At 42.2% G+C, this 19,181-nt stretch carries 17 protein-coding genes and 2 tRNA genes; 11 read left to right on the plus strand and 8 right to left on the minus strand.

Translation table 11 applies throughout. From position 1 onward, the window contains the following. Positions 1-20: 20 nt before the first annotated feature. Both rpoN and KCV26_10745 read right to left on the minus strand, forming a co-directional pair. Positions 21-1,472 carry an RNA polymerase factor sigma-54 gene (rpoN, locus tag KCV26_10740; GenBank protein WZX35781.1) on the minus strand — a complete coding sequence of 484 codons (1,452 nt, stop codon included), beginning with the start codon at positions 1,470-1,472 and terminating at the stop codon, positions 21-23. A 118-nt stretch (positions 1,473-1,590) separates the two neighbouring features. After that, positions 1,591-1,908, minus strand: coding sequence for a hypothetical protein (locus KCV26_10745; GenBank protein WZX35782.1), 318 nt, complete (start codon positions 1,906-1,908; stop codon positions 1,591-1,593). Between the two features lie 164 nt (positions 1,909-2,072). Between KCV26_10745 and KCV26_10750 the strand changes: the two genes are divergently transcribed. Continuing rightward, positions 2,073-2,468, plus strand: a complete 396-nt coding sequence (locus KCV26_10750) for a hypothetical protein (GenBank protein WZX35783.1) — start codon at positions 2,073-2,075, stop codon at positions 2,466-2,468. Here KCV26_10750 and miaA read toward each other — a convergent pair. Together miaA and KCV26_10760 are read right to left on the minus strand one after the other, a co-directional pair. Further along, the gene (gene miaA / locus KCV26_10755) at positions 2,465-3,400 is read right to left on the minus strand and encodes a tRNA (adenosine(37)-N6)-dimethylallyltransferase MiaA (GenBank protein ID WZX35784.1); all 936 of its coding nucleotides are present in this window, start codon (positions 3,398-3,400) and stop codon (positions 2,465-2,467) included. The genes KCV26_10750 and miaA overlap by 4 nt on opposite strands. Before the next feature lie 57 nt (positions 3,401-3,457). Then, positions 3,458-4,015, minus strand: a complete 558-nt coding sequence (locus KCV26_10760) for a hypothetical protein (GenBank protein ID WZX35785.1) — start codon at positions 4,013-4,015, stop codon at positions 3,458-3,460. Between the two features lie 183 nt (positions 4,016-4,198). Here KCV26_10760 and KCV26_10765 point away from each other — a divergent pair. From KCV26_10765 to dacB, 8 genes are all read left to right on the plus strand, one after another. After that, positions 4,199-4,272: transfer RNA gene (locus tag KCV26_10765), tRNA-Asn, on the plus strand. Between the two features lie 33 nt (positions 4,273-4,305). Then, positions 4,306-4,379: transfer RNA gene (locus KCV26_10770), tRNA-Asn, on the plus strand. 117 nt (positions 4,380-4,496) lie between these two features. Next, the gene (locus tag KCV26_10775; protein WZX35786.1) at positions 4,497-5,450 is read left to right on the plus strand and encodes an NAD(P)-binding domain-containing protein; all 954 of its coding nucleotides are present in this window, start codon (positions 4,497-4,499) and stop codon (positions 5,448-5,450) included. A gap of 48 nt (positions 5,451-5,498) precedes the next feature. Next, positions 5,499-6,209, plus strand: coding sequence for a DNA alkylation repair protein (locus KCV26_10780; protein ID WZX35787.1), 711 nt, complete (start codon positions 5,499-5,501; stop codon positions 6,207-6,209). A 15-nt stretch (positions 6,210-6,224) separates the two neighbouring features. Continuing rightward, the gene (locus KCV26_10785; GenBank protein WZX35788.1) at positions 6,225-7,445 is read left to right on the plus strand and encodes an insulinase family protein; all 1,221 of its coding nucleotides are present in this window, start codon (positions 6,225-6,227) and stop codon (positions 7,443-7,445) included. A 270-nt stretch (positions 7,446-7,715) separates the two neighbouring features. After that, positions 7,716-8,342, plus strand: coding sequence for a PorT family protein (locus KCV26_10790; protein ID WZX35789.1), 627 nt, complete (start codon positions 7,716-7,718; stop codon positions 8,340-8,342). Positions 8,343-8,534: 192 nt separating this feature from the next. Beyond that, positions 8,535-9,239, plus strand: coding sequence for a PorT family protein (locus KCV26_10795; GenBank protein ID WZX35790.1), 705 nt, complete (start codon positions 8,535-8,537; stop codon positions 9,237-9,239). Between the two features lie 167 nt (positions 9,240-9,406). Continuing rightward, the gene (dacB, locus tag KCV26_10800) at positions 9,407-10,828 is read left to right on the plus strand and encodes a D-alanyl-D-alanine carboxypeptidase/D-alanyl-D-alanine-endopeptidase (protein ID WZX35791.1); all 1,422 of its coding nucleotides are present in this window, start codon (positions 9,407-9,409) and stop codon (positions 10,826-10,828) included. A gap of 14 nt (positions 10,829-10,842) precedes the next feature. Here dacB and KCV26_10805 read toward each other — a convergent pair whose 3' ends face one another. Together KCV26_10805 and KCV26_10810 are read right to left on the minus strand one after the other, a co-directional pair. Next, the gene (locus KCV26_10805; GenBank protein WZX35792.1) at positions 10,843-11,391 is read right to left on the minus strand and encodes an FKBP-type peptidyl-prolyl cis-trans isomerase; all 549 of its coding nucleotides are present in this window, start codon (positions 11,389-11,391) and stop codon (positions 10,843-10,845) included. Between the two features lie 66 nt (positions 11,392-11,457). Continuing rightward, on the minus strand, positions 11,458-13,002 hold the full coding sequence (locus KCV26_10810) for a glycine--tRNA ligase (GenBank protein WZX35793.1): 1,545 nt from the start codon (positions 13,000-13,002) through the stop codon (positions 11,458-11,460). A 152-nt stretch (positions 13,003-13,154) separates the two neighbouring features. Here KCV26_10810 and KCV26_10815 point away from each other — a divergent pair, with 152 nt between their 5' ends. Both KCV26_10815 and KCV26_10820 read left to right on the plus strand, forming a co-directional pair. Beyond that, complete coding sequence (locus KCV26_10815; protein WZX35794.1) at positions 13,155-14,651, plus strand: lipopolysaccharide biosynthesis protein; 1,497 nt, start codon at positions 13,155-13,157, stop codon at positions 14,649-14,651. 19 nt (positions 14,652-14,670) lie between these two features. Next, complete coding sequence (locus KCV26_10820) at positions 14,671-16,797, plus strand: S46 family peptidase (GenBank protein WZX35795.1); 2,127 nt, start codon at positions 14,671-14,673, stop codon at positions 16,795-16,797. Positions 16,798-16,956: 159 nt separating this feature from the next. Here KCV26_10820 and KCV26_10825 read toward each other — a convergent pair whose 3' ends face one another. Both KCV26_10825 and KCV26_10830 read right to left on the minus strand, forming a co-directional pair. Then, positions 16,957-17,403: a methylglyoxal synthase gene (locus tag KCV26_10825; protein WZX38380.1), complete on the minus strand. Its 447-nt coding sequence runs from the start codon at positions 17,401-17,403 to the stop codon at positions 16,957-16,959. Positions 17,404-17,422: 19 nt separating this feature from the next. Next, a complete protein-coding gene (locus tag KCV26_10830) occupies positions 17,423-19,174 on the minus strand; it encodes a phospho-sugar mutase (GenBank protein WZX35796.1) in 1,752 nt (583 codons plus the stop codon). Positions 19,175-19,181: the final 7 nt, after the last annotated feature.

The following is a 19,181-nucleotide window of genomic DNA, read 5'->3' on the forward strand; positions in this document are numbered from 1 at the left end:
ATGCTTTTGAAACGGCAAAGTTAAATTTTTTTTCTTAAACGTGCCACAGGAATATTCAACTGTTCGCGATATTTTGCGACTGTTCGACGGGCAATGATGTACCCTTTATTGTTCAACAGTGCGGTCAGCTGCTCGTCGGTAAGCGGTTTGGAGGGATTCTCGTTTTCAATGCACTCCTTCAGGAGAGATTTTACTTCGCGAGACGATACATCTTCTCCTGCTTCGTTTTGCATCGCTTCGGAAAAGAAAAACTTCAGTGGATAAACGCCGTTATTGGTTTGTACGTATTTACTGTTGCTTACCCGGGATATGGTGGATATGTCGAACCCTGTTTTTTGGGCAATGTCTTTAAGGATCATGGGTTTGAGCATTGTCTCGTCTTCTGTGACGAAAAAATCGTATTGAAAATTTACAATGGCCTCCATGGTTCTCTGCAGCGTGTTTTGCCGTTGTCGGACTGCATCGATAAACCATTTTGCCGAATCTACCTTTTGTTTCATAAACAAAACGGCTTGCTTGGCATCGTTGCTCATACTCTCTTTGTTTTGAGCGTATCCTTGCAGCATTTCGGAAAAATCGCGGTTTATTTTTAACTCCGGGATATTTTTGTTGTTCAGGTACATGCTGATTTCACCGTTGTAAGACTCCACGATAAAGTCAGGGGTAATGTTGCTCATGGCCACTTCTATTGAATCACCCAAAGCACTGCCGGGCTTGGGGTTGAGTGAAACTATCTCATGGATGGCATCGCGTAAGTCGTCTTGTGAAATATTTAGTTGACGCATGATTTTCTCGTAGTGTTTACGCGAAAACTCTTCGAAATAATTGGAAATAATTTCCAGCGCCAACCTATTTCCCTTTGTAGGCTCGTTCCGTTGCAACTGAAGCCTGAGGCATTCCTGCAAATCACTTGCTCCAACACCTGCGGGGTCGAGATCCTGGATTATTTCCAGGATGGATTGTAAATTCGTTTCCGGAACATCCAGGTTTTGTTGAAACAACAGGTCATCGGATATGGCTTGCAGGCTTCGTTGCAGATACCCGTTCTCATCAAGGTTACCGATAATGTACTCGGCAATTTTCTGATCCCGGGCATTCAGTTGGCGTAAACCAATCTGTTCCAGCAGAATTTCATTGAGGCTTTTATCATCCGAGTAAGTTGCTTCGATAAAATCGGGTTCGCTTTTTCTGTGGGATTTGTTTAACTGGTAATCCGGGATATCTTCTTCGGAAAAATAATCACCCAACACAATATCCTCTTCCGACAAGTTATCTTCACTTTCCGGAAACTCATCGGAACTTTCCGGATTAAGCTCTTCATTTCCTTCTTCCAACGCAGGATTATCTTCCAGCTCCTGCTTTATTTTGTCTTCCAGCTCTACAGAATTCAATTCAACCAGTTTTATCACCTGCATCTGTAGAGGCGATAACTTTTGAGTTTGTTTGAGTTCCTGTTGTTGCCTAAGTGCCATAAATGACTTCTAATCCTATTTTGAGAAAACAAAGATAGCTAAATAACCTTTTTTGTTATTCAACTTAACTATTTTTTTGTCAATACCGTTGAGAGGAATCGGCCTGCCAAGCGTAGAACTAACAATCGTCATCGTCATATCCTGCTTTACAGGTAAGCGGAGCGAGTGCGTAAGCGTCGTACTCATCATAGGCCGGACCGGGTTTACCGTTGTAAACAATGATCCGGTCGGTCCTCACCTCATCACCGTTTTCGAAAACCATAAATTGTCCCGATTCTTGTTTACTAACGATTGCTGTTACTTTTCCGTTCGATTCTTTCAGATGCGGAAACTGATTCGCGTCAAAATAGATCACCTTGACCGAACCTTTTTTGATTTCTTGTTGAAACAGATCAAAAAAATCGGGATCAATGGGGGTGTATGCAGACAGTTTCATTTCTTTATTCTCCTTTCATGGATTAAACAGTGCAATATGGGTTTGAGTTCATTCAGTTCTTTATGTATGCTTTATATATTTTTATTTTAAGAGTTTTCTTGTGCGAAAAATTTATATCTTTGGTCATATAAATTCAAAAATCTTTCTTTCAAAAATCAATAGTTATGAGAAGATTATTTATCGTTTTGGGGTTGTTTTTGACAACAGGAGTCTTTTTTATTGTAAATGCACAAAGTAATAAAATCGTACTGGGAGAGTGGAAGTACAGTGTGCCGGAAGCACCTTTCGGATACGAAAAAGGGGTGATTTTCCTTGAAGAAAAGGATAAGTCATTATCGGGCAATCTCGTTTTCGATTCAGGTCTTAAGGTGAAGTTATCCGATGTTTTTCTCAAATCCGACACATTAAAATTGGGTGTTTATGTTGAATCGGAGTATGTTACTGTAGTTTCGAAGGTCAAAGGCAATGAAATGGAGGGTAAGGTAGATACTTCCATGGGGGTTATGAGGCTGAAAGCCGAGAAAATTGTACCGCAGACCAAAAAGAAACAGGGAAGTTAACCGTCGGTTTTTTTCCCCATCCGATTGCATTGGGAAATCAGGTGAATGCTTTTTTCTACTGCATCCAATTTATTATTGGAAAGGTCGATCCAGTTAATCTCCTTGTCCCTTTTGAACCACGTCATTTGTTTGCGGGCATAGTTTCGAGAATGTTGTTTTATTTTCCCGATGGCAAAATCAAGGGTGCAATTCCCGTCGAAATAATCGAAAAGTTCTTTGTAACCCACGGTATTTAAAGAATTCAGGTGTCGTTTCGGATAAAGTTCCCAGGCTTCTTTCACTAAGCCGTCCTCAATCATTTGGTCAACGCGACGGTTGATACGTTCATATAATTCTTCCCGCGGGCGCATAAATCCGATTTTTACAATGTTAAAATTCCTTTCTTTTCTCGGATTCGTTCGCAGTGATGAATATGGCCTTCCTGCCATAAGGCATACTTCGAGCGCATGAATTACCCGCTTGGGATTTTTCAAGTCGACCTGGTTGTAAAAAACCGGATCCAAGATTTTCAGACGGGAACGAATAGCATCCAACCCTTCTTTCAGGTAAAGGTCATGAATTTCTTTTCGTAATTTTTCGTCGATGGTCGGGATTTCGTCAATCCCTTGACAAACAGCATCGATGTACATCATTGAGCCACCAGACATCACCACAAACGAATGGGTTTGCAGAAGGTTTTCGATAAGCGGAACAGCATCTTCCTCAAACTGGCTGGCACTGTAATAATCTTCAGGTTCAAGAGTTCCTACAAAGTAGTGGGGAATACGTCCTAGTTGATCGTTGGTAGGCGCCGCCGTACCGATGACCATTTGTTTGTATATTTGCCTGGAATCTGAGGATATTACGGGGCTATTCAACCGTTCAGCTATCTGAAGGCTTACTTCAGTTTTGCCCACGCCTGTAGGTCCCAGAAGCACGAGCAAAGTGTTCATAAAACAGGTAGTTTGTTGCGGTTCAGGAAGATGATTATTTCGTCAAAACAAGTGAAGTCAATAGAGGTCGCTTTCTTCTGCTGATATCTCAATATCGTCTAACCCGTCGAAGCCCTCTTTGTCGAGTTCGTTCAAATCGAAACTTTCATCTCCGAAAAAGGACTCATCTACGTCCAGCGATGCCGAGGTGCTTGCGATCTCATCGAAATTAAGGAATTGTTTAGGCGCTTCTCCTACGGAGAGTGTACATATCGGTTTTTTCAAGCTTTTACCGGTAATAATCTCCGAGAGCTCAATAAACAATGCTCTCTCGGTAAGGTAGTCAAATACGAAAAGCAATTTTTGTTTTTCATCTTCCAAGTAGTCGTTCAGCACGCATTCAGCCATCGTATAAGGGTCTTCATCGGAATAAGTGTCCATTTCCACAAGAGTGATTTCCTGCTCTTTACGCCAGTTGTCGTCACAAAGAAAGAAAGAAGCCATCTCGCTTTCATTGAAACCGGTGCAGTCGACAATCGCTTTGAATAAATCCAAGAAAGTATTGTCGGCATCTATTTTTATTTCTCTTTTGAAGTTTTCTACTTCATCCGATATAATTGCGAATCTGAAAATCATAAAAAAGCGTTTTAATACTCGTTTATTTGATTTCAAAGGTAATAAAAACTTTTTTAAATAAAAGATGATTTATCTACAAAAACTTGTGTTGAAAACATCTCCGATAATTTTATGACAAAGCTGTTGGAATATTTGAAAATTTGTAGTACTTTTGCATCACTTTTCTGAAAAGAAATATAAAATTCTTCAGTAGCTCAGTCGGTTAGAGCATCTGACTGTTAATCAGAGGGTCGCTGGTTCAAGTCCAGCCTGAAGAGCGAAAAATAACGTTAAAAAAAGAGAAGTGAAATTCTTCAGTAGCTCAGTCGGTTAGAGCATCTGACTGTTAATCAGAGGGTCGCTGGTTCAAGTCCAGCCTGAAGAGCGAAAAGAGAGTGGGTAGTAATGCTCACTCTTTTTTCTTTTAGCGTGTATGATATTTTCAGAATGTCCCTCGTAAACAATTTTGCGCAACGCTCGTTTAATGAAAAACAATCCGATCATGAAGAAAATTCTTATAACAACTGCCCTGCACAGAGAATCTTTAGCAGAACTTTTTGAGAAGTTTGAAGTTTTTATGCCACAGGATAAAGACATGAAACGCGACCAGGTACTGGAAATGATTTCTGATTATGAGGTTGTAATACCTAACTTCAGTTTTTTTACCGATAAGGAAATAATGGACAGGGGAGTGAGGTTGGAGGTGATTGCTAACTACGGTGTCGGTTACAATAATATTGATGTGGAATACGCAACCCAGAAAGGAATTGTGGTAACCAATATTCCCAAAACGACGTGTGAACCTACGGCTGAATTGGCATTTGCCTTGTTGCTTGCCGCAGGAAGGCGAATTGGGTATTATGACCGGAAGCTACGCGAACACCGGGCGGTTGACTGGGGTGTGTACGGAGATGCCGGATTGCCTATTTTTGGAAAAACCTTGGGTATAATCGGAATGGGAAGAATCGGACAAGCCCTGGCGCGACGTGCAGTAGCTTCAGGGATGAATATAATCTATCATAACCGGAACCGGTTAAGTCCGGAAATTGAAGAACGTTATGGTGCTTCATACGTCTCTTTTGATGAGTTACTGCGAATGGCAGATTTTATTTCACTGAATGCACCTTCCACTTCTCAAACCTTAAAGTTGATCGGAGAAAAAGAGTTTTCCGTAATGAAACCTACAGCGGTATTTATTAATACAGCCCGAGGAAATATGGTCGATGAAAAAGCATTGGCTCAAGCGCTGAAAGAAAAAAAAATATGGGCTGCCGGGCTTGATGTATATGAAAATGAACCAAAAATCTCTTCCGAGTTACTGGTGTTGGATAATGTGGTACTTTCGCCTCATGCCGGAACCAGAACCATTGAAGACCGTCATCGGATGGCGGAGGAAATGGTACATAATATTATTGGTTTTTACGAAGGCAAATACGAGGTGTCCCGGGTAAATTGATGGACGTAGAGTTTTGAACACAATACCCTACGCTAAATTCTAATTAGCATGACAGCAGAAAGTGTAAAACAACAGGTGTTCTCTTTTGGAAATCCCCAAAAAGCAGAACATTCCAAGTATTTTTTCAAGACCGGAAAAGGTCAGTACGGTGAAGGCGACCGGTTTATAGGAAGTACTGTCCCCGAAACGAGAAAGGTGGCTAAAGCTAACAAAAACCTTTCGTTTGACGAACTCGGGAAACTGTTGAATGACGAGTATCACGAATGTCGTTTTTGTGCTTTGGTCATTCTGTCTGAGCAATTTGAAAAAGCCTGCGACACGGGGCGTAAAGAAATTTTTGAATTTTACCTTGCCCATACTCACGGTATCAATAATTGGGACCTGGTGGACGTGTCGGCTTACCATATTGTAGGGGAGTGGCTTCTGGACAAAGACAGGTCGGTCCTGTATCAACTGGCCAGCAGTGAAAACCTCTGGGAACAACGGATAGCCATTATTTCCACATTGGCCTTTATCCGAAAAAAAGATTTTACAGATACGTTGAAACTTGCTGAAAAGTTTCTTACCCATCGTCACGATTTAATGCACAAAGCCTGTGGCTGGATGTTGCGTGAAGCCGGTAAACGCGATGAAAAAACATTAACCTGTTTTCTGGACGCACATTATACGGAAATGCCCCGGACAATGCTGCGATACGCCATCGAGAAGTTAACGCCGGAGCAGAAAAAAAAGTACATGATGAAAGAAGTCCAGAATTAACACCCATTATCGAACATGTTTCAAACCCATCACTTAACCAACGGCTTACGCATTATTCATCACCCTTTCCCCTCGGAAATATCCTACTGTGGAATAGCCATTAATACGGGTTCCCGTGACGAATTTCCGGACGAACAGGGGATGGCACATTTTGTGGAGCATATGTTGTTTAAAGGAACTGAAAAGCGCCAGGCACATCATGTCATTAACCGCATGGAGAACGTGGGCGGCGAACTTAACGCTTATACCACAAAGGAAGAAACGTTTATTTACGCTACGTTTTTATCCGAATATTTTGAGAGAGCAGTGGAGTTGTTAAGCGATATGGTTTTTCATTCCACTTTTCCCGAACATCAGATAGAAAAAGAAAGAGACGTTATTTTAGATGAAATGAATAGTTATGCCGACTCACCGTCTGAGTTGATATTTGATGATTTTGAAAATCTCTTGTTTCCTAATCACGAGATAGGGCATTACATACTGGGAACATCTGAGTCGTTACTTGCTTTGGATAAGAAAAAAGTGGACGATTTTGTAAACAGGCAGTACTCCCCTGCGAATATGGTTTTGTTTTCATTCGGAAAAACTCCTTTTTCCAAAGTGGTACGCTTGACTGAACAATACTTCGGTTTCCCCGATACCCGGTATTTATTATCCAAAAAGCGCGAACGTCCCCTGAGCGAAACAGCAAAAAAGAGCCGGATTGGAAAAGGTACCGCCCAAACGCATGTTATCCTCGGAGCCCGCACTTTTGATATGTTTCAACCGGACAGGTACGCTCTTTATTTGTTGAATCATATTGTTGCCGGGGGAGCTACCAACAGCCGGCTTAACAATTCGTTGCGTGAAAAAAACGGATTGGTCTATAACGTGGAATCGAACGTAACGTTGTACACCGATACGGGGCTGTTTTCCGTCTATTTTGCCTGCGATAAAAGACAAGTGGAACGGTGTTTAAAGCTTATCAATAAAGAGTTAAGAAGGATTATAGAGATTCCTTTGTCCTCAGGTCAACTGGCAACTGCAAAAAGACAATATAAAGGACAGCTGGGCATCGCTTCTGAAAACAATGAAAGTATCTCCCTGAGAATGGCTAAAAGCTATCTTCATTTTAATCATTACCTTCCTTTGGAAGAGGTTTTTTCCCAAATAGATGCCATAAGTGCAGTGCAACTGCAGGAATTGGCAGAGAAATTGTTCTTCCCGGAACAACTGTATCAGTTGAAATACGTGTGATTTAAGTAGTCTTTATCCCTAACAAACATCAAAAAAGCATCAATAGGCAGAATTTTTGTTAAAAACCTGTTGAGAAATTCCACACAGTTCCCATTCTCATTTTGTGGCTGTTTTAATCTGGATTACATTTGATGCATGCTTTTTGTTAAGCATCCGTTGAAAAATTCAAAACCGAACAAAAAAAACAAAACGGTTGTTTATTAAGCGTATCAGAAGTGTAATGAACATTGTTTTTGAACAGGCTATATTTATTAATTAAACAATTAAATTATGAAAAAATTAAGATTATCGTTAGTGGTTGCCATGCTGGCTATAGTAACGGCAGCAAGTGCACAATTGAATCTGGGGATTAAAGGCGGCGTTAATATGTCGAATTTTTACGGTGATGAATTGACCGACAAAAATATGAAAATTGGTTTTCATGTCGGTCTAGCTGCAGATTATGACTTTGCCCCGAGCATGGCTATTCAAACCGGATTATTTTTCACGACGAAAGGGGCTAAATACAGTGGCTCTCTGGGAACCGTTTCAGGAGACATTACTGTAAATCCGATGTACTTACAACTCCCCGTTCACTTCGCTTATAAACAGGAGGTGACTCCGGGTACCCGTATTGTATTTCACGCAGGTCCTTATGTCGCATACGGGGTTGGGGGAAAATCGAAACTTAAAGTATCGTCCGGTAGTAGTTCAACAGAAAGTGAGGGCGTTAATGTTTTTGGAGAAAACAAAATGCTTAAACCGTTTGATGCCGGTTTAGGACTTGGCGTTGGTGCAGAATTCAGTCGCTTTCTGGTTGATGTCGGATGGGATATGGGTCTGGTTAATATATCCAATTCAAGTAGTGGAAACGTAAAAAATCAAAACGCCTACCTCTCCGTAGGTTACAAATTCTAATTTTTCAGAATTATAAACGTTGGAAACACCGCTTTTTGGGCGGTGTTTTTTTATTGTAAGCAGTAATCTTTTGTGAATTTTTTCAACCGAATAGTGAGGGTTTTTTGTTTCCCTGCGTCTTATTATCGGAAGTGAGAAACAACATCACTTCGTTGAATTTTTAAACAAACTAACTATTAATTTAAAAAAGTTATGAAAAAGATTGTATTGGCATTGGCCATGGTGGCCATGGTTGGAGCTGTGAGCGCTCAGGGATTGTCTCTAGGAATTAAAGGCGGAGTAAACATGTCGAATTTTTACGGAAAAGAGGTAAAAGACACCAAGATGAAATTAGGTTTTAACGTGGGTATAGCAGCTGATTATGAATTTGAATCCAATGTGGCTATTCAGTCCGGATTATATTTTATTACGAAAGGAGCAAAACTATCTTCCACAAAAATAGACCAGAAAGTAGGAGACATTAAGCTTTCGGGTACGGTGGATAAAACAGCCAATGCCATGTATTTGCAGATCCCTCTGCACCTTGCCTATAAAATAGATGTAACCCCCGGGGCGCGTGTTGTGTTGCATGCCGGTCCCTATGCGGCCTATGGAGTTGGAGGCAAAATAAGCGGTAAGTCAACTGTAAAAGTTTCAGGCAATGTGCCGGCAGATCAAAAAGCAGCAGTCGACGCTGCCCTTAAACAGATAAATGCTTCTACAAACAGTGTTAATACTTTTGATAAGAGAATGGGGTATAAGCCTTTCGACGCTGGTGTCGGTATAGGTGTTGGTGCCGAATTCGGTTCTTTCCTTGTCGATTTGGGATGGGATATGGGCTTGCTCAATATTTCTAGAAATAAAGAAGTTAACGTAAAAAGTCAAAATGCGCACCTTGCAGTAGGTTTCAAATTTTAAGAAGACCTGTTTAAATAGTGATTACAAAGACACCGCTTTCAGTAAGGCGGTGTCTTTTTTGCGCTGTGCACGACAATTAATTATTTTTGACGATTAAGGATGAATTGTTGTAGAGATAAACCAGTTTGTCTTTTTTTTCTTATTTTTGTCCGTACTAAAAAAAACGAATGAAACGATTTCTTCTTTTATATCTTTCACTGTGTTCCGTTTGGTTATCCTATTCGCAGGTTGGGCTGCAACAACTCCTCAATAATGCCGCCTTGAAGCATGCCTCGGTAGGTATTCAGGTCACGGACCTGAATACCGGGAAAACAATTGTTTCGCACGATCCGCAAAAATCGCTTACGCCGGCATCGATAACAAAGGTTATTACTTCCGCAACGGCCCTGGAGCTGTTGGGTAGCGAGTATAGATACGTTACACAGGTGACTTTGGATGAGAGTGATCCTACAAGGATCCTGGTGCTTGGCTCGGGTGATCCCACGCTTGGCAGTGATGTCTTTGGCGACAACACGACCGCATTTTTCATCAATATCACCGATGCGCTGAAGAAAGAATTGCAGCCGGATCGAGAATACAGCATTTACGTAGTCGATAACCTGTTCGGATACGACGGTATTTCGCCCGAATGGACTTGGATTGATATCGGAAATTACTACGCCTCGGGAAGTTACGGGATAAGTATTTTTGATAATACATATAAACTTTTTTTTAATACTTCTGCCAAGATCGCCCCGCCCCGGATTCTTCGGACGGAGCCGGATATGAAAAAGATCCGGTTCACCAATTTTCTTACACTAAATACGACGGGAAGTGATAATGGTTACATCTATGGTATTCCGTTTTCATACGAGAGAACAGTGAAAGGGAATATTCCTGCTGGAAAGGCCGAGTTCAGCATCAAGGGCGATATCCCTGATCCGGGTCTTTTTTTAGGTGAAACGCTGGCTGATTATCTTGTCCGTTCGGGGATAAAAATAAGTCAAGTAGAAACTGCAAGGACAGATTATCTGGCAAAAAAACAGGTACAGTATAAACCGGGAAAGATCGTTCACACGCAAACTTCACGGCCGATGAAAGATATCGTGCAGGAGGTGAATGTAAAGAGCAATAACCATTACGCAGAGCATTTGCTCAGGATAATCGGAAGAACACAAAATACCGATATATACAGCGATGCGCTTCAGGCAGGGATCGATTATGTAAAGAAATTTTGGGAACAACAAGGGATTTCTATCTCGTCGCTTACGTTGCATGACGGGTCCGGACTTGCACCTCAGAATGCGTTCAGCCCGGCATTCCTGACCGAAATTCTGGCATATATGTACACGAAAAGCAAAAATTCGAAAGTTTTTTTCGATTCGCTACCCAAAGCCGGAAAAGACGGTACATTACGCAGTTTTATGCGCAACACGAAATACGAGGGCAAAATATCAGCAAAAAGCGGAAGTATTGGCGGAGTGCAGTGCTATTCAGGCTATCTTATTGATGGAAACAAGCAATATGCCTTCACGGTGATGATTAATAAATTTAATGGCACCCGCCCACAAGTGAGGAGTGCCATTGAGAAATTTTTATCGACGTTGTAGTACTATGGAGGTTTTTATTTCACAATTTCCAACAACTCAATTTCGAAAACCAGGGTGGAGTAGCCTTTTATATCACCTCTACCTGTGGCTCCATAACCCAATTGCCAGGGAATCCATACCTCCCATCTATCTCCTACCTCCATGTGTTGTAAGGCAGTGCTGAATCCGTCAATTAATTCGCTGCCCACGGTAAATTTACTGGGAACATTATTCCTGTCGGCGGTTGAGTCAAAAATCACTTTGTTCTTAAAAAGATTCCCGTCATCGCCGGTAAATGTATCCTCCTTGGTCCAATACCTTTTGAACCAACCGGTGTACAACACACTGACTTGATCCGTAAAATAAGGCGTTTCCCCGGTATCACCGTCGGTGATCTCTTTGTACATGATGTGTCCGTTTCCCGATTGGGATTCAATTTTTGTGTATTCTGAGCTTGCAGTAATTTTCGCAAATTGCTTCTCGTTATCCATCTTGAACTCATCATCAAAACTGACTGTCTTCTCGCAGGAAACAAGAAACAGGGACAAGCAGGCAACGACGAAGGAGTATAATGTTGTTTTCATATTCTTTAAAGATTTTTAGAACCAGGACCCAATTGCAAAGATTGTGTTCTGACTTCTGATGTCTTTTTATTTATTAAGTTTTTTAAGCAACTGTTTTATGTCGGTGTTGAATGAAATTTCTTTCTCAATTTCGTTGATGGTAACCCGTTTTTGCTCCATCGTGTCCCGGTCACGAACCGTCACGGTGTTGTCTTTTAATGTCTGGTGGTCAACGGTGACGCAGTAAGGCGTGCCAATAGCATCCTGGCGACGATAGCGCCTGCCAATGCTGTCTTTTTCGTCGTACTGACAAGCAAAACTGAATTTTAATGCATCCATTATTTCAGTTGCTTTTTCGGGCAATCCGTCTTTTTTTACCAAGGGAAGGACAGCTAGTTTCACGGGAGCTATGGCTGCAGGAATTTTCAGCACTACGCGAATTTCCCCGCCTTCCAGTTTCTCTTCGCAATAGGAGCTGGTGAGGACTGAAAGAAACATCCGATCTACCCCGATAGAAGTTTCCACTACGTAAGGAACGTAGGAACTGTTGAGTTCCGGATCGAAATACTGCATCTTCTTGCCCGAGTATTTTTCGTGTTGGGACAAATCAAAATCGGTGCGGGAGTGAATTCCTTCCACTTCCTTAAAGCCGAAAGGCATGCGAAACTCAATGTCTGTAGCGGCATTGGCGTAATGGGCCAACTTGTCGTGGTCGTGAAATTGATAATTTTCATTGCCGAAACCGAGAGCCTGATGCCATTTTAATCGCTCCTTTTTCCAATATTCAAACCAGTCGAGTTCTGTGCCCGGCGCTACAAAAAACTGCATCTCCATCTGTTCGAACTCGCGCATGCGGAAAATAAACTGACGGGCAACGATTTCGTTACGAAAAGCCTTGCCAATCTGTGCGATGCCGAAAGGAACTTTCATCCGACCGGTTTTTTGCACATTAAGGAAGTTGACGAAAATGCCCTGCGCCGTTTCTGGCCGGAGGTATACCTTCATGGCACCCTCAGCAGTAGAGCCCATTTCCGTGGCAAACATCAGGTTGAACTGGCGTACTTCTGTCCAGTTCCTGGATCCGCTTACCGGACAGGCTATTTCACAATCAACAATGAGTTGACGCAGGTCATCAAGATTACTGTCATTCAATGCTTTTGCAAACCGGGCATGGACCTCGTCGCGTTTTTGTTGATTCTCCAATACGCGCGGATTGGTTTCGCGATACATCTTTTCATCAAAGCTGTCCCCGAACCGTTTGGCTGCCTTTTCAACTTCCTTCTCTATTTTCTCGTCAATCTTTGCCAGGTATTCTTCAATCAATACATCGGCCCGATAACGTTTTTTGCTGTCTTTATTGTCTATCAGCGGATCGTTAAAAGCATCCACGTGCCCCGAAGCTTTCCATATAGTTGGATGCATAAAAATGGCAGAATCAATCCCCACCACGTTCTCGTGCAGTAAGGTCATGCTGTCCCACCAATATTTTTTGATGTTGTTTTTCAGTTCAACACCCATTTGCCCGTAGTCGTAAACGGCGCCTAACCCATCGTAAATCTCGCTCGATGGAAAAACAAATCCGTACTCTTTACAGTGCGATACAATCTTTTTAAAAACGTCTTCTTGTGCCATAAATCACGATTCCTCAATAAAGCTACAAAGTAAACGGTTTTTTTCGAAAGTTCCATCCTAACGCTATTTAAAAGATGTATAATTATGCCTCAAATTGGCAAACAAAAGCCTATTTTATGTACTTTTGCCGTTAATTTCAAAGATTTGGATGTATGGCAGGAGGAATGAAAACCCTTGCAAAGGAAACAGCAATTTACGGAGTAAGCAGTATATTGGGCAGATTTCTAAACTGGTTGCTTACCCCCTTTTGGACTTATGTTTTGATGAATACTGCCCAAATGGGAGTGGTGGGCAATCTGTACAGCTGGACTGCACTCACCGTTGTAATTCTTACGTATGGGATGGAAACCGGATTGTTCCGGTTTGCGAATAAAAGCGATGAAGATCCACTCAAGGTTTATACAACAACGCTTATCAGTATTGCTTTTACGACGTTTTTGTTCATTCTCCTAGCAATCTTATTTTTAAATCCTATAACAACCATTTTTGGAAGTGAGGCTATAAAACCACACTATGTTCTGCTGCTGATTATCATACTCGGATTAGATACGCTCAGTGCAATTCCCTTCGCTTTTTTGAGGTATCAAAAACGTCCCATCCGGTTTGCAACCATACAGGTCCTGAATGTTGTGATAACCATCGCGTTCAATCTTTTTTTCTTCCTGGCCTGTCCTTGGCTTGCCGTAAAATTCCCCGGAGCTTTTTTCTGGTTCGATATAGGCAAGGGAGTCGACTATATTTTGATATCCAACCTGATGGCGTCGTTTATCCGGTTACTGCTGCTTTCACCGCAATTGAGGGTGAAATATACTTTCGACGGAGTTTTGCTGAAGAAAATGTTGGTCTATTCCCTGCCGTTGCTTGTGCTGGGTGTTGCCGGAATAATGAATCAGAACCTGGATAAAATGCTTTATCCGCACCTTTCTACCGAAGTAGATAAGATGGGGCAGTTGGGCATTTACACGGCTTCGTTTAAGGTTGCGGTGATTATGGTCATGTTCACTCAAGCTTTCCGATACGCTTTCGAACCGTTTATCTTTGCTAAAAATAAAGAATCAGGTGACAATAAGTTGGCCTATTCCCAGGCAACCAAGTATTTCATTATTTTTGGGCTGTTTATTTTCCTGGCTGTCATGGGGTATCTCGATATCGTAAAATATTTGCTGGAGGTTAACTATCAGGAGGGGCTTGCTATAGTTCCAATCGTGATGGCAGCAGAGTTGTTTTTTGGTATCTACTTCAATCTGTCGTTGTGGTATAAACTGACCGATCAGACCCGGTGGGGCGCTTATTTATCCTTAATCGGACTCGTTGTAACGGTGTTGGGAAATATCTTATTTGTCCCGGAATACGGTTACATGGCTTGTGCCTGGACAGCATTTTTTGCTAACCTTGTCATGATGGTGGTTTCTTATTTTCTCGGTCAGAAAAACTATCCCATTCAATACGATTTAAAATCGGCAGGATTTTATGTTGTCATAGCCTCGTTCCTGTTTGCGGGAATAATGTTTACTCACGGAAATATTGGTTGTGCCGGATTAAGGTTACTTGTAAACACTGTTTTAATAGGAATTTACCTGCTTATAGTTTTAAAAAAGGACTTACCTTTGCAGCAGATACCCATTATAAATAAATATTTCAGGAAATAATATACTTAATTTGAAATAAATGAGAAAGATACTATTGATTACTGCCATATTGCTTGTGGCACTTGCAACCAAAGCCGACGAAGGAATGTGGCTTTTGAAAGAACTTAATCGGGAGAGTGTGGAGCGAATGAAAGAACTGGGATTCACTTTTCCAGTAAACAAACTATACGATGAGAAAAACGCTTCGCTGAAAGATGCAGTGGTCATTTTCGGCGGCGGTTGTTCCGGTGTTGCCGTATCCGACAAAGGGTTGATTTTTACCAACCACCATTGCGGGTACGGTGCTATTCAAAAACTAAGTTCGGTTGAAGCGGATTACCTGAAAAATGGCTTCAAAGCCGATAATTTGCAACAGGAATTATATGCTGATGGGTTGACTATTTCTTTTCTCCGCAGTATGGAGGAAGTTACCCAGCAGATTTTGCCTAAGGTGCCTTCCGTGTTAAGCGAAGTACAACGCGAATTGGCCATCGACTCTATCTCGGATGAACTGCTCAAGCAATACGACGACGATCCCTTTACCTCTGTGCGGATTATCCCTTTTTATTCAGGGAATAAATACTACAAAGTAGTTTATGATGTTTTTCGTGATATCCGTTTGGTGGTAACTCCACCATCGTCGATAGGAAAATACGGAGGTGATACGGATAACTGGATGTGGCCCCGCCACACGGGTGATTTTTCGGTTTTCCGCGTGTATGCGGACAGGAACAATAAACCGGCTAAACACAACGCCGATAATGTGCCATACAAGCCTAAATATGTGGTTCCGGTTTCCTTGGGAGGAGTGAGAGACGGCGACTATGCCATGACCATCGGTTATCCGGGAAGCACACAACGCTATCTTTCGTCGTTTGGAATTGCGCAGCAAATGGAATCGGAGAACAAGCCGCGTGTTGAGGTACGTGGAGCCAAACAGGATATCTGGTGGGATGCCATGACTAAAAACGATACTATCCGGTTGAAATATGCTAACAAGTATGCCGGAAGCTCAAACTACTGGAAAAACTCCATGGGTATGAACGAAGCCCTTGTTAAACTTGACGTATTGGCGGAAAAGCGCTTGTTGGAAAGCCGGTTGACAAGCTGGATCAACAAAAGCGAAAGAAACAAGGCAAAATACGGTCATCTGCTAAAAACGCTGGAAGAAGCGTATGCCGGTTCTACTGATATGGCTCGTTACACGACCTATTTTCTCGAAACGTTTAACAACGGAATCGAATTGATCCGCTTTGCCAATACCATCCTTCAGTTTGATATGGACGGGACGGAAGAAGACAAGGCTGAATTTATCAACGACAGGATCATTGAGTCGTATAAAAATTATGAGTCAAAACTTGACCGGAAAGTCCTTCCTGTATTAATGCGGCTCTACGAACAGCGAGTTCCGGAAAAGTACCTTCCCGATATTTACAAAAAAATTAAAACCCAATTTGATGGGGATTACGACAAGTATGCCGATTGGTTGTTTGCCAATTCTCAATTTACCAACCTTACTGATTTGATGAATTTGTTGAAAGATGCAAATACGGAAATGCTGACCAAAGACCCGGCTATGGAGCTGGCATTATCGACTAAAGATATGGGCTACGAACTCTCGGGGCAAATGATGTCGGCATATGAAAACATGATGAGGGGTGAGCGAGAACTGATGGCTGCATTGATGGAGATGGACTCTCGAAAGAATTTTTATCCCGATGCAACGTTTACCCAAAGAATGAGTTATGGATCGGTGAAAGGATATAAGCCGCGCGACGGGGTCTGGTATGATTATTATACGACCGAAAAAGGAGTGTTGGAAAAATATAAGGAAAACGATCCGGAATTTCATTTACAACCTTACATCGTTGATGCTCTCCAAAAAAGAGATTTTGGAAGATATGCAGCTAAGGATGGGACTATGCGAGTGAATTTCCTTTCCGATAACGACATTACCGGAGGTAATTCGGGAAGCCCTGTTTTTAACGGGAAAGCGGAACTTATCGGATTGGCGTTCGACGGAAACTGGGAGGCGTTGAGCGGAGACATTGTCTTTGAACCCGAGATGCAACGTACGATCAGCGTGGATGTCCGTTACGTGCTTTACACAATCGATAAAATCATGAACGCACCTCATATCGTCAGTGAGCTAAAGATTGTAAAGTAATCTTTGTTATTAAAAAACATACAAGAAAGAGGGTGAATCTCAATGTGTGATTTCACCCTCTTTCTTCTTTTTATTCACCTATCCGAGAACAAATCCGAATATTCATTGTATCAGTAGGGTTGTTTTTTATTTTGAGACAGTCTCTTGTTTCCCGTCTCATTAATTTCGTTCAAATTTTTCGTATCGCGGCGGCATGGGGACATAAGACAGGTCGTCCCACAGACTGCTGGTAATCATCAGGTCGGCGCTGTAACGGTTACAGGCTATAGGTACGTTATGTATACGGCACTGGCGCAGCAGCATCATGATGTCTGCCTCGTGCGGCTGTGCGTTCAGGTCGTCGATCAGGAACACGGCGAGATCGATTTCTTTGCGTACCACCATGGCTGCGATCTCAGCATCCCCACCCATAGGGCCGGAATTCATGCAGGTAATTTCGGGAAATACTCCTTCTTCGTTCAGTGCATCACGAACCAGTCCGCCGGTTGTGCCCGTGCAGACCAGATGATGGTGGGATAGGAAATCTGAATTAAAGATAACCCAGTCGACCATGTCGGCTTTTCGATGATCATGGGCCACCAGGGCAATGGTCAGTTTTTTTCTCATTTTAATAATTATTCGATGATTAGATTCCGAAGAATTCTTTGATAGCATTAATTTTTTCATCTGCCTGAGCCTCCGCTTGTAGAATTTCTTCGCGCGAAGATATGGGAGAGCTTTGTACCTCAATATAGAATTTTATCTTGGGTTCAGTTCCGGAAGGGCGAATAGATACTTTTGTGCCATCTTCTGTAAAGTATTGTAACACGTTAGATGTTGTGGGCATCTCGAGTGTGGTCACCTCTTCTTTGACATAATCCACACTTTCCAGTTTCACAAAATCCTTCGATAAAATAACGGGTGAGCCTGCTAATTCTTTCATGGGGTTCGCCCTGAAGTTTTTCATCATGGCTTCAATTTCGTCGGCACCCTCTTTCCCTTTGCGCACCAATGAAATACCTGCCTCTTTGGAATACCCATATTCTACATAGATATCCTGAAGCAGTTGGTACAGTGTCTTTCCATTATCTTTTGCCCAGGCTGCAACTTCTGCAAACAGCGTGCAGGCTGATACCGAATCTTTGTCGCGCACAAAATCGTCGGCGAGGAATCCGTAGCTTTCTTCTCCTCCACCGATGTATTTTTTTACCCCTTCGTTCTTGCGGATAACGTCGGCAATCCATTTGAATCCGGTGTAACAGTCGAACATTTCGATGCCCATCTTGTCTGCGATTTTTTTCACCAACTCGGAGGTGACAATCGTTTTTACGATAAATTCCTTACCTTTTAGCAGCCCATACTCTTTGCGGCGTGTCATCAGGTAATAAATAAGGATAAGCATGGTCTGGTTACCATTGACCAGCCTAAAATTGCCTTCGTCGTCACGGATGGCTGCTCCGATTCTGTCGGCATCGGGATCAGTGGCTAAAACAACATCAGCTTCTGTTTCGATACCTCTTTTTATAGCTAAGTCCAATGCTGCCGGCTCCTCGGGATTGGGAGAGATGACTGTCGGAAAATCTCCACTTATTACGTCCTGCTCGGGTACGTTGATAACATTCGTGAATCCAATGGCTTTCAGCGCATCGGGGATAAGCTTGATGCCGGTTCCATGGATGGGTGTATAAACAATCTTTAATTCTTTTTGATTTTCAATAGCTTGGGGAGAAAGAACAAAACTTTTAACCTTGTCGATAAAGGCCTTGTCCATGTCTTTCCCGATAATCTCGATCAATTCCTTGTTGCCGTTGAACTTAATTTCTTCTATCGATGAGATTCTGTTTACTTCAGCAATAATGTTTTTGTCGTGCGGCCCAAGTACTTGTGCTCCATCCTCCCAATAGGCCTTATATCCGTTGTATTCCTTGGGATTGTGTGATGCTGTAAGCATAATTCCACTCTGACAACCGAGTTTTCTAATGGCGTATGAAACTTCCGGTGTCGGACGTAAGTCTTCGAAAAGAAACACTTTAATTCCGTTTGCGGTGAAAATATCGGCAGATATCTCGGCAAATTTACGACTGTTGTTCCGGCAATCGTGCCCGATGACTACTTTGATCTGTTCCAACTCGGCAAACTCCTGTAACAAGTAGTTGGATAATCCTTGCGTAGCCGCACCAACGGTGTAAATATTCATTCGGTTGCTGCCTGCCCCCATAATGCCACGAAGACCTCCTGTGCCAAACTCTAGATCTCTGTAGAACGCATCAATCAGTTGACGCTTGTCTTCGTTTTGCAGCATCTGCCTTACTTCTTTTTTTGTTTCTTCGTCGTAGTTGCCGCTAAGCCATAATTGAGCCTTATCGGTTACTTGAGCTAATAATGTTTCGTTGTCCATAGAATAA

It is taken from the genome of Petrimonas sulfuriphila (genome assembly GCA_038561985.1).
Lineage (GTDB): Bacteria > Bacteroidota > Bacteroidia > Bacteroidales > Dysgonomonadaceae > Petrimonas > Petrimonas sulfuriphila.

Excerpts from the sequence above, each read along its gene's own strand:
- rpoN (WZX35781.1), bottom strand. The coding sequence starts at position 1,472 with ATGGCACTTAGGCAACAACAGGAACTCAAACAAACTCAAAAGTTATCG.
- KCV26_10745 (WZX35782.1), bottom strand. The coding sequence starts at position 1,908 with ATGAAACTGTCTGCATACACCCCCATTGATCCCGATTTTTTTGATCTG.
- KCV26_10750 (WZX35783.1), top strand. The coding sequence starts at position 2,073 with ATGAGAAGATTATTTATCGTTTTGGGGTTGTTTTTGACAACAGGAGTC.
- miaA (WZX35784.1), bottom strand. The coding sequence starts at position 3,400 with ATGAACACTTTGCTCGTGCTTCTGGGACCTACAGGCGTGGGCAAAACT.
- KCV26_10760 (WZX35785.1), bottom strand. The coding sequence starts at position 4,015 with ATGATTTTCAGATTCGCAATTATATCGGATGAAGTAGAAAACTTCAAA.
- KCV26_10775 (WZX35786.1), top strand. The coding sequence starts at position 4,497 with ATGAAGAAAATTCTTATAACAACTGCCCTGCACAGAGAATCTTTAGCA.
- KCV26_10780 (WZX35787.1), top strand. The coding sequence starts at position 5,499 with ATGACAGCAGAAAGTGTAAAACAACAGGTGTTCTCTTTTGGAAATCCC.
- KCV26_10785 (WZX35788.1), top strand. The coding sequence starts at position 6,225 with ATGTTTCAAACCCATCACTTAACCAACGGCTTACGCATTATTCATCAC.
- KCV26_10790 (WZX35789.1), top strand. The coding sequence starts at position 7,716 with ATGAAAAAATTAAGATTATCGTTAGTGGTTGCCATGCTGGCTATAGTA.
- KCV26_10795 (WZX35790.1), top strand. The coding sequence starts at position 8,535 with ATGAAAAAGATTGTATTGGCATTGGCCATGGTGGCCATGGTTGGAGCT.
- dacB (WZX35791.1), top strand. The coding sequence starts at position 9,407 with ATGAAACGATTTCTTCTTTTATATCTTTCACTGTGTTCCGTTTGGTTA.
- KCV26_10805 (WZX35792.1), bottom strand. The coding sequence starts at position 11,391 with ATGAAAACAACATTATACTCCTTCGTCGTTGCCTGCTTGTCCCTGTTT.
- KCV26_10810 (WZX35793.1), bottom strand. The coding sequence starts at position 13,002 with ATGGCACAAGAAGACGTTTTTAAAAAGATTGTATCGCACTGTAAAGAG.
- KCV26_10815 (WZX35794.1), top strand. The coding sequence starts at position 13,155 with ATGGCAGGAGGAATGAAAACCCTTGCAAAGGAAACAGCAATTTACGGA.
- KCV26_10820 (WZX35795.1), top strand. The coding sequence starts at position 14,671 with ATGAGAAAGATACTATTGATTACTGCCATATTGCTTGTGGCACTTGCA.
- KCV26_10825 (WZX38380.1), bottom strand. The coding sequence starts at position 17,403 with ATGAGAAAAAAACTGACCATTGCCCTGGTGGCCCATGATCATCGAAAA.
- KCV26_10830 (WZX35796.1), bottom strand. The coding sequence starts at position 19,174 with ATGGACAACGAAACATTATTAGCTCAAGTAACCGATAAGGCTCAATTA.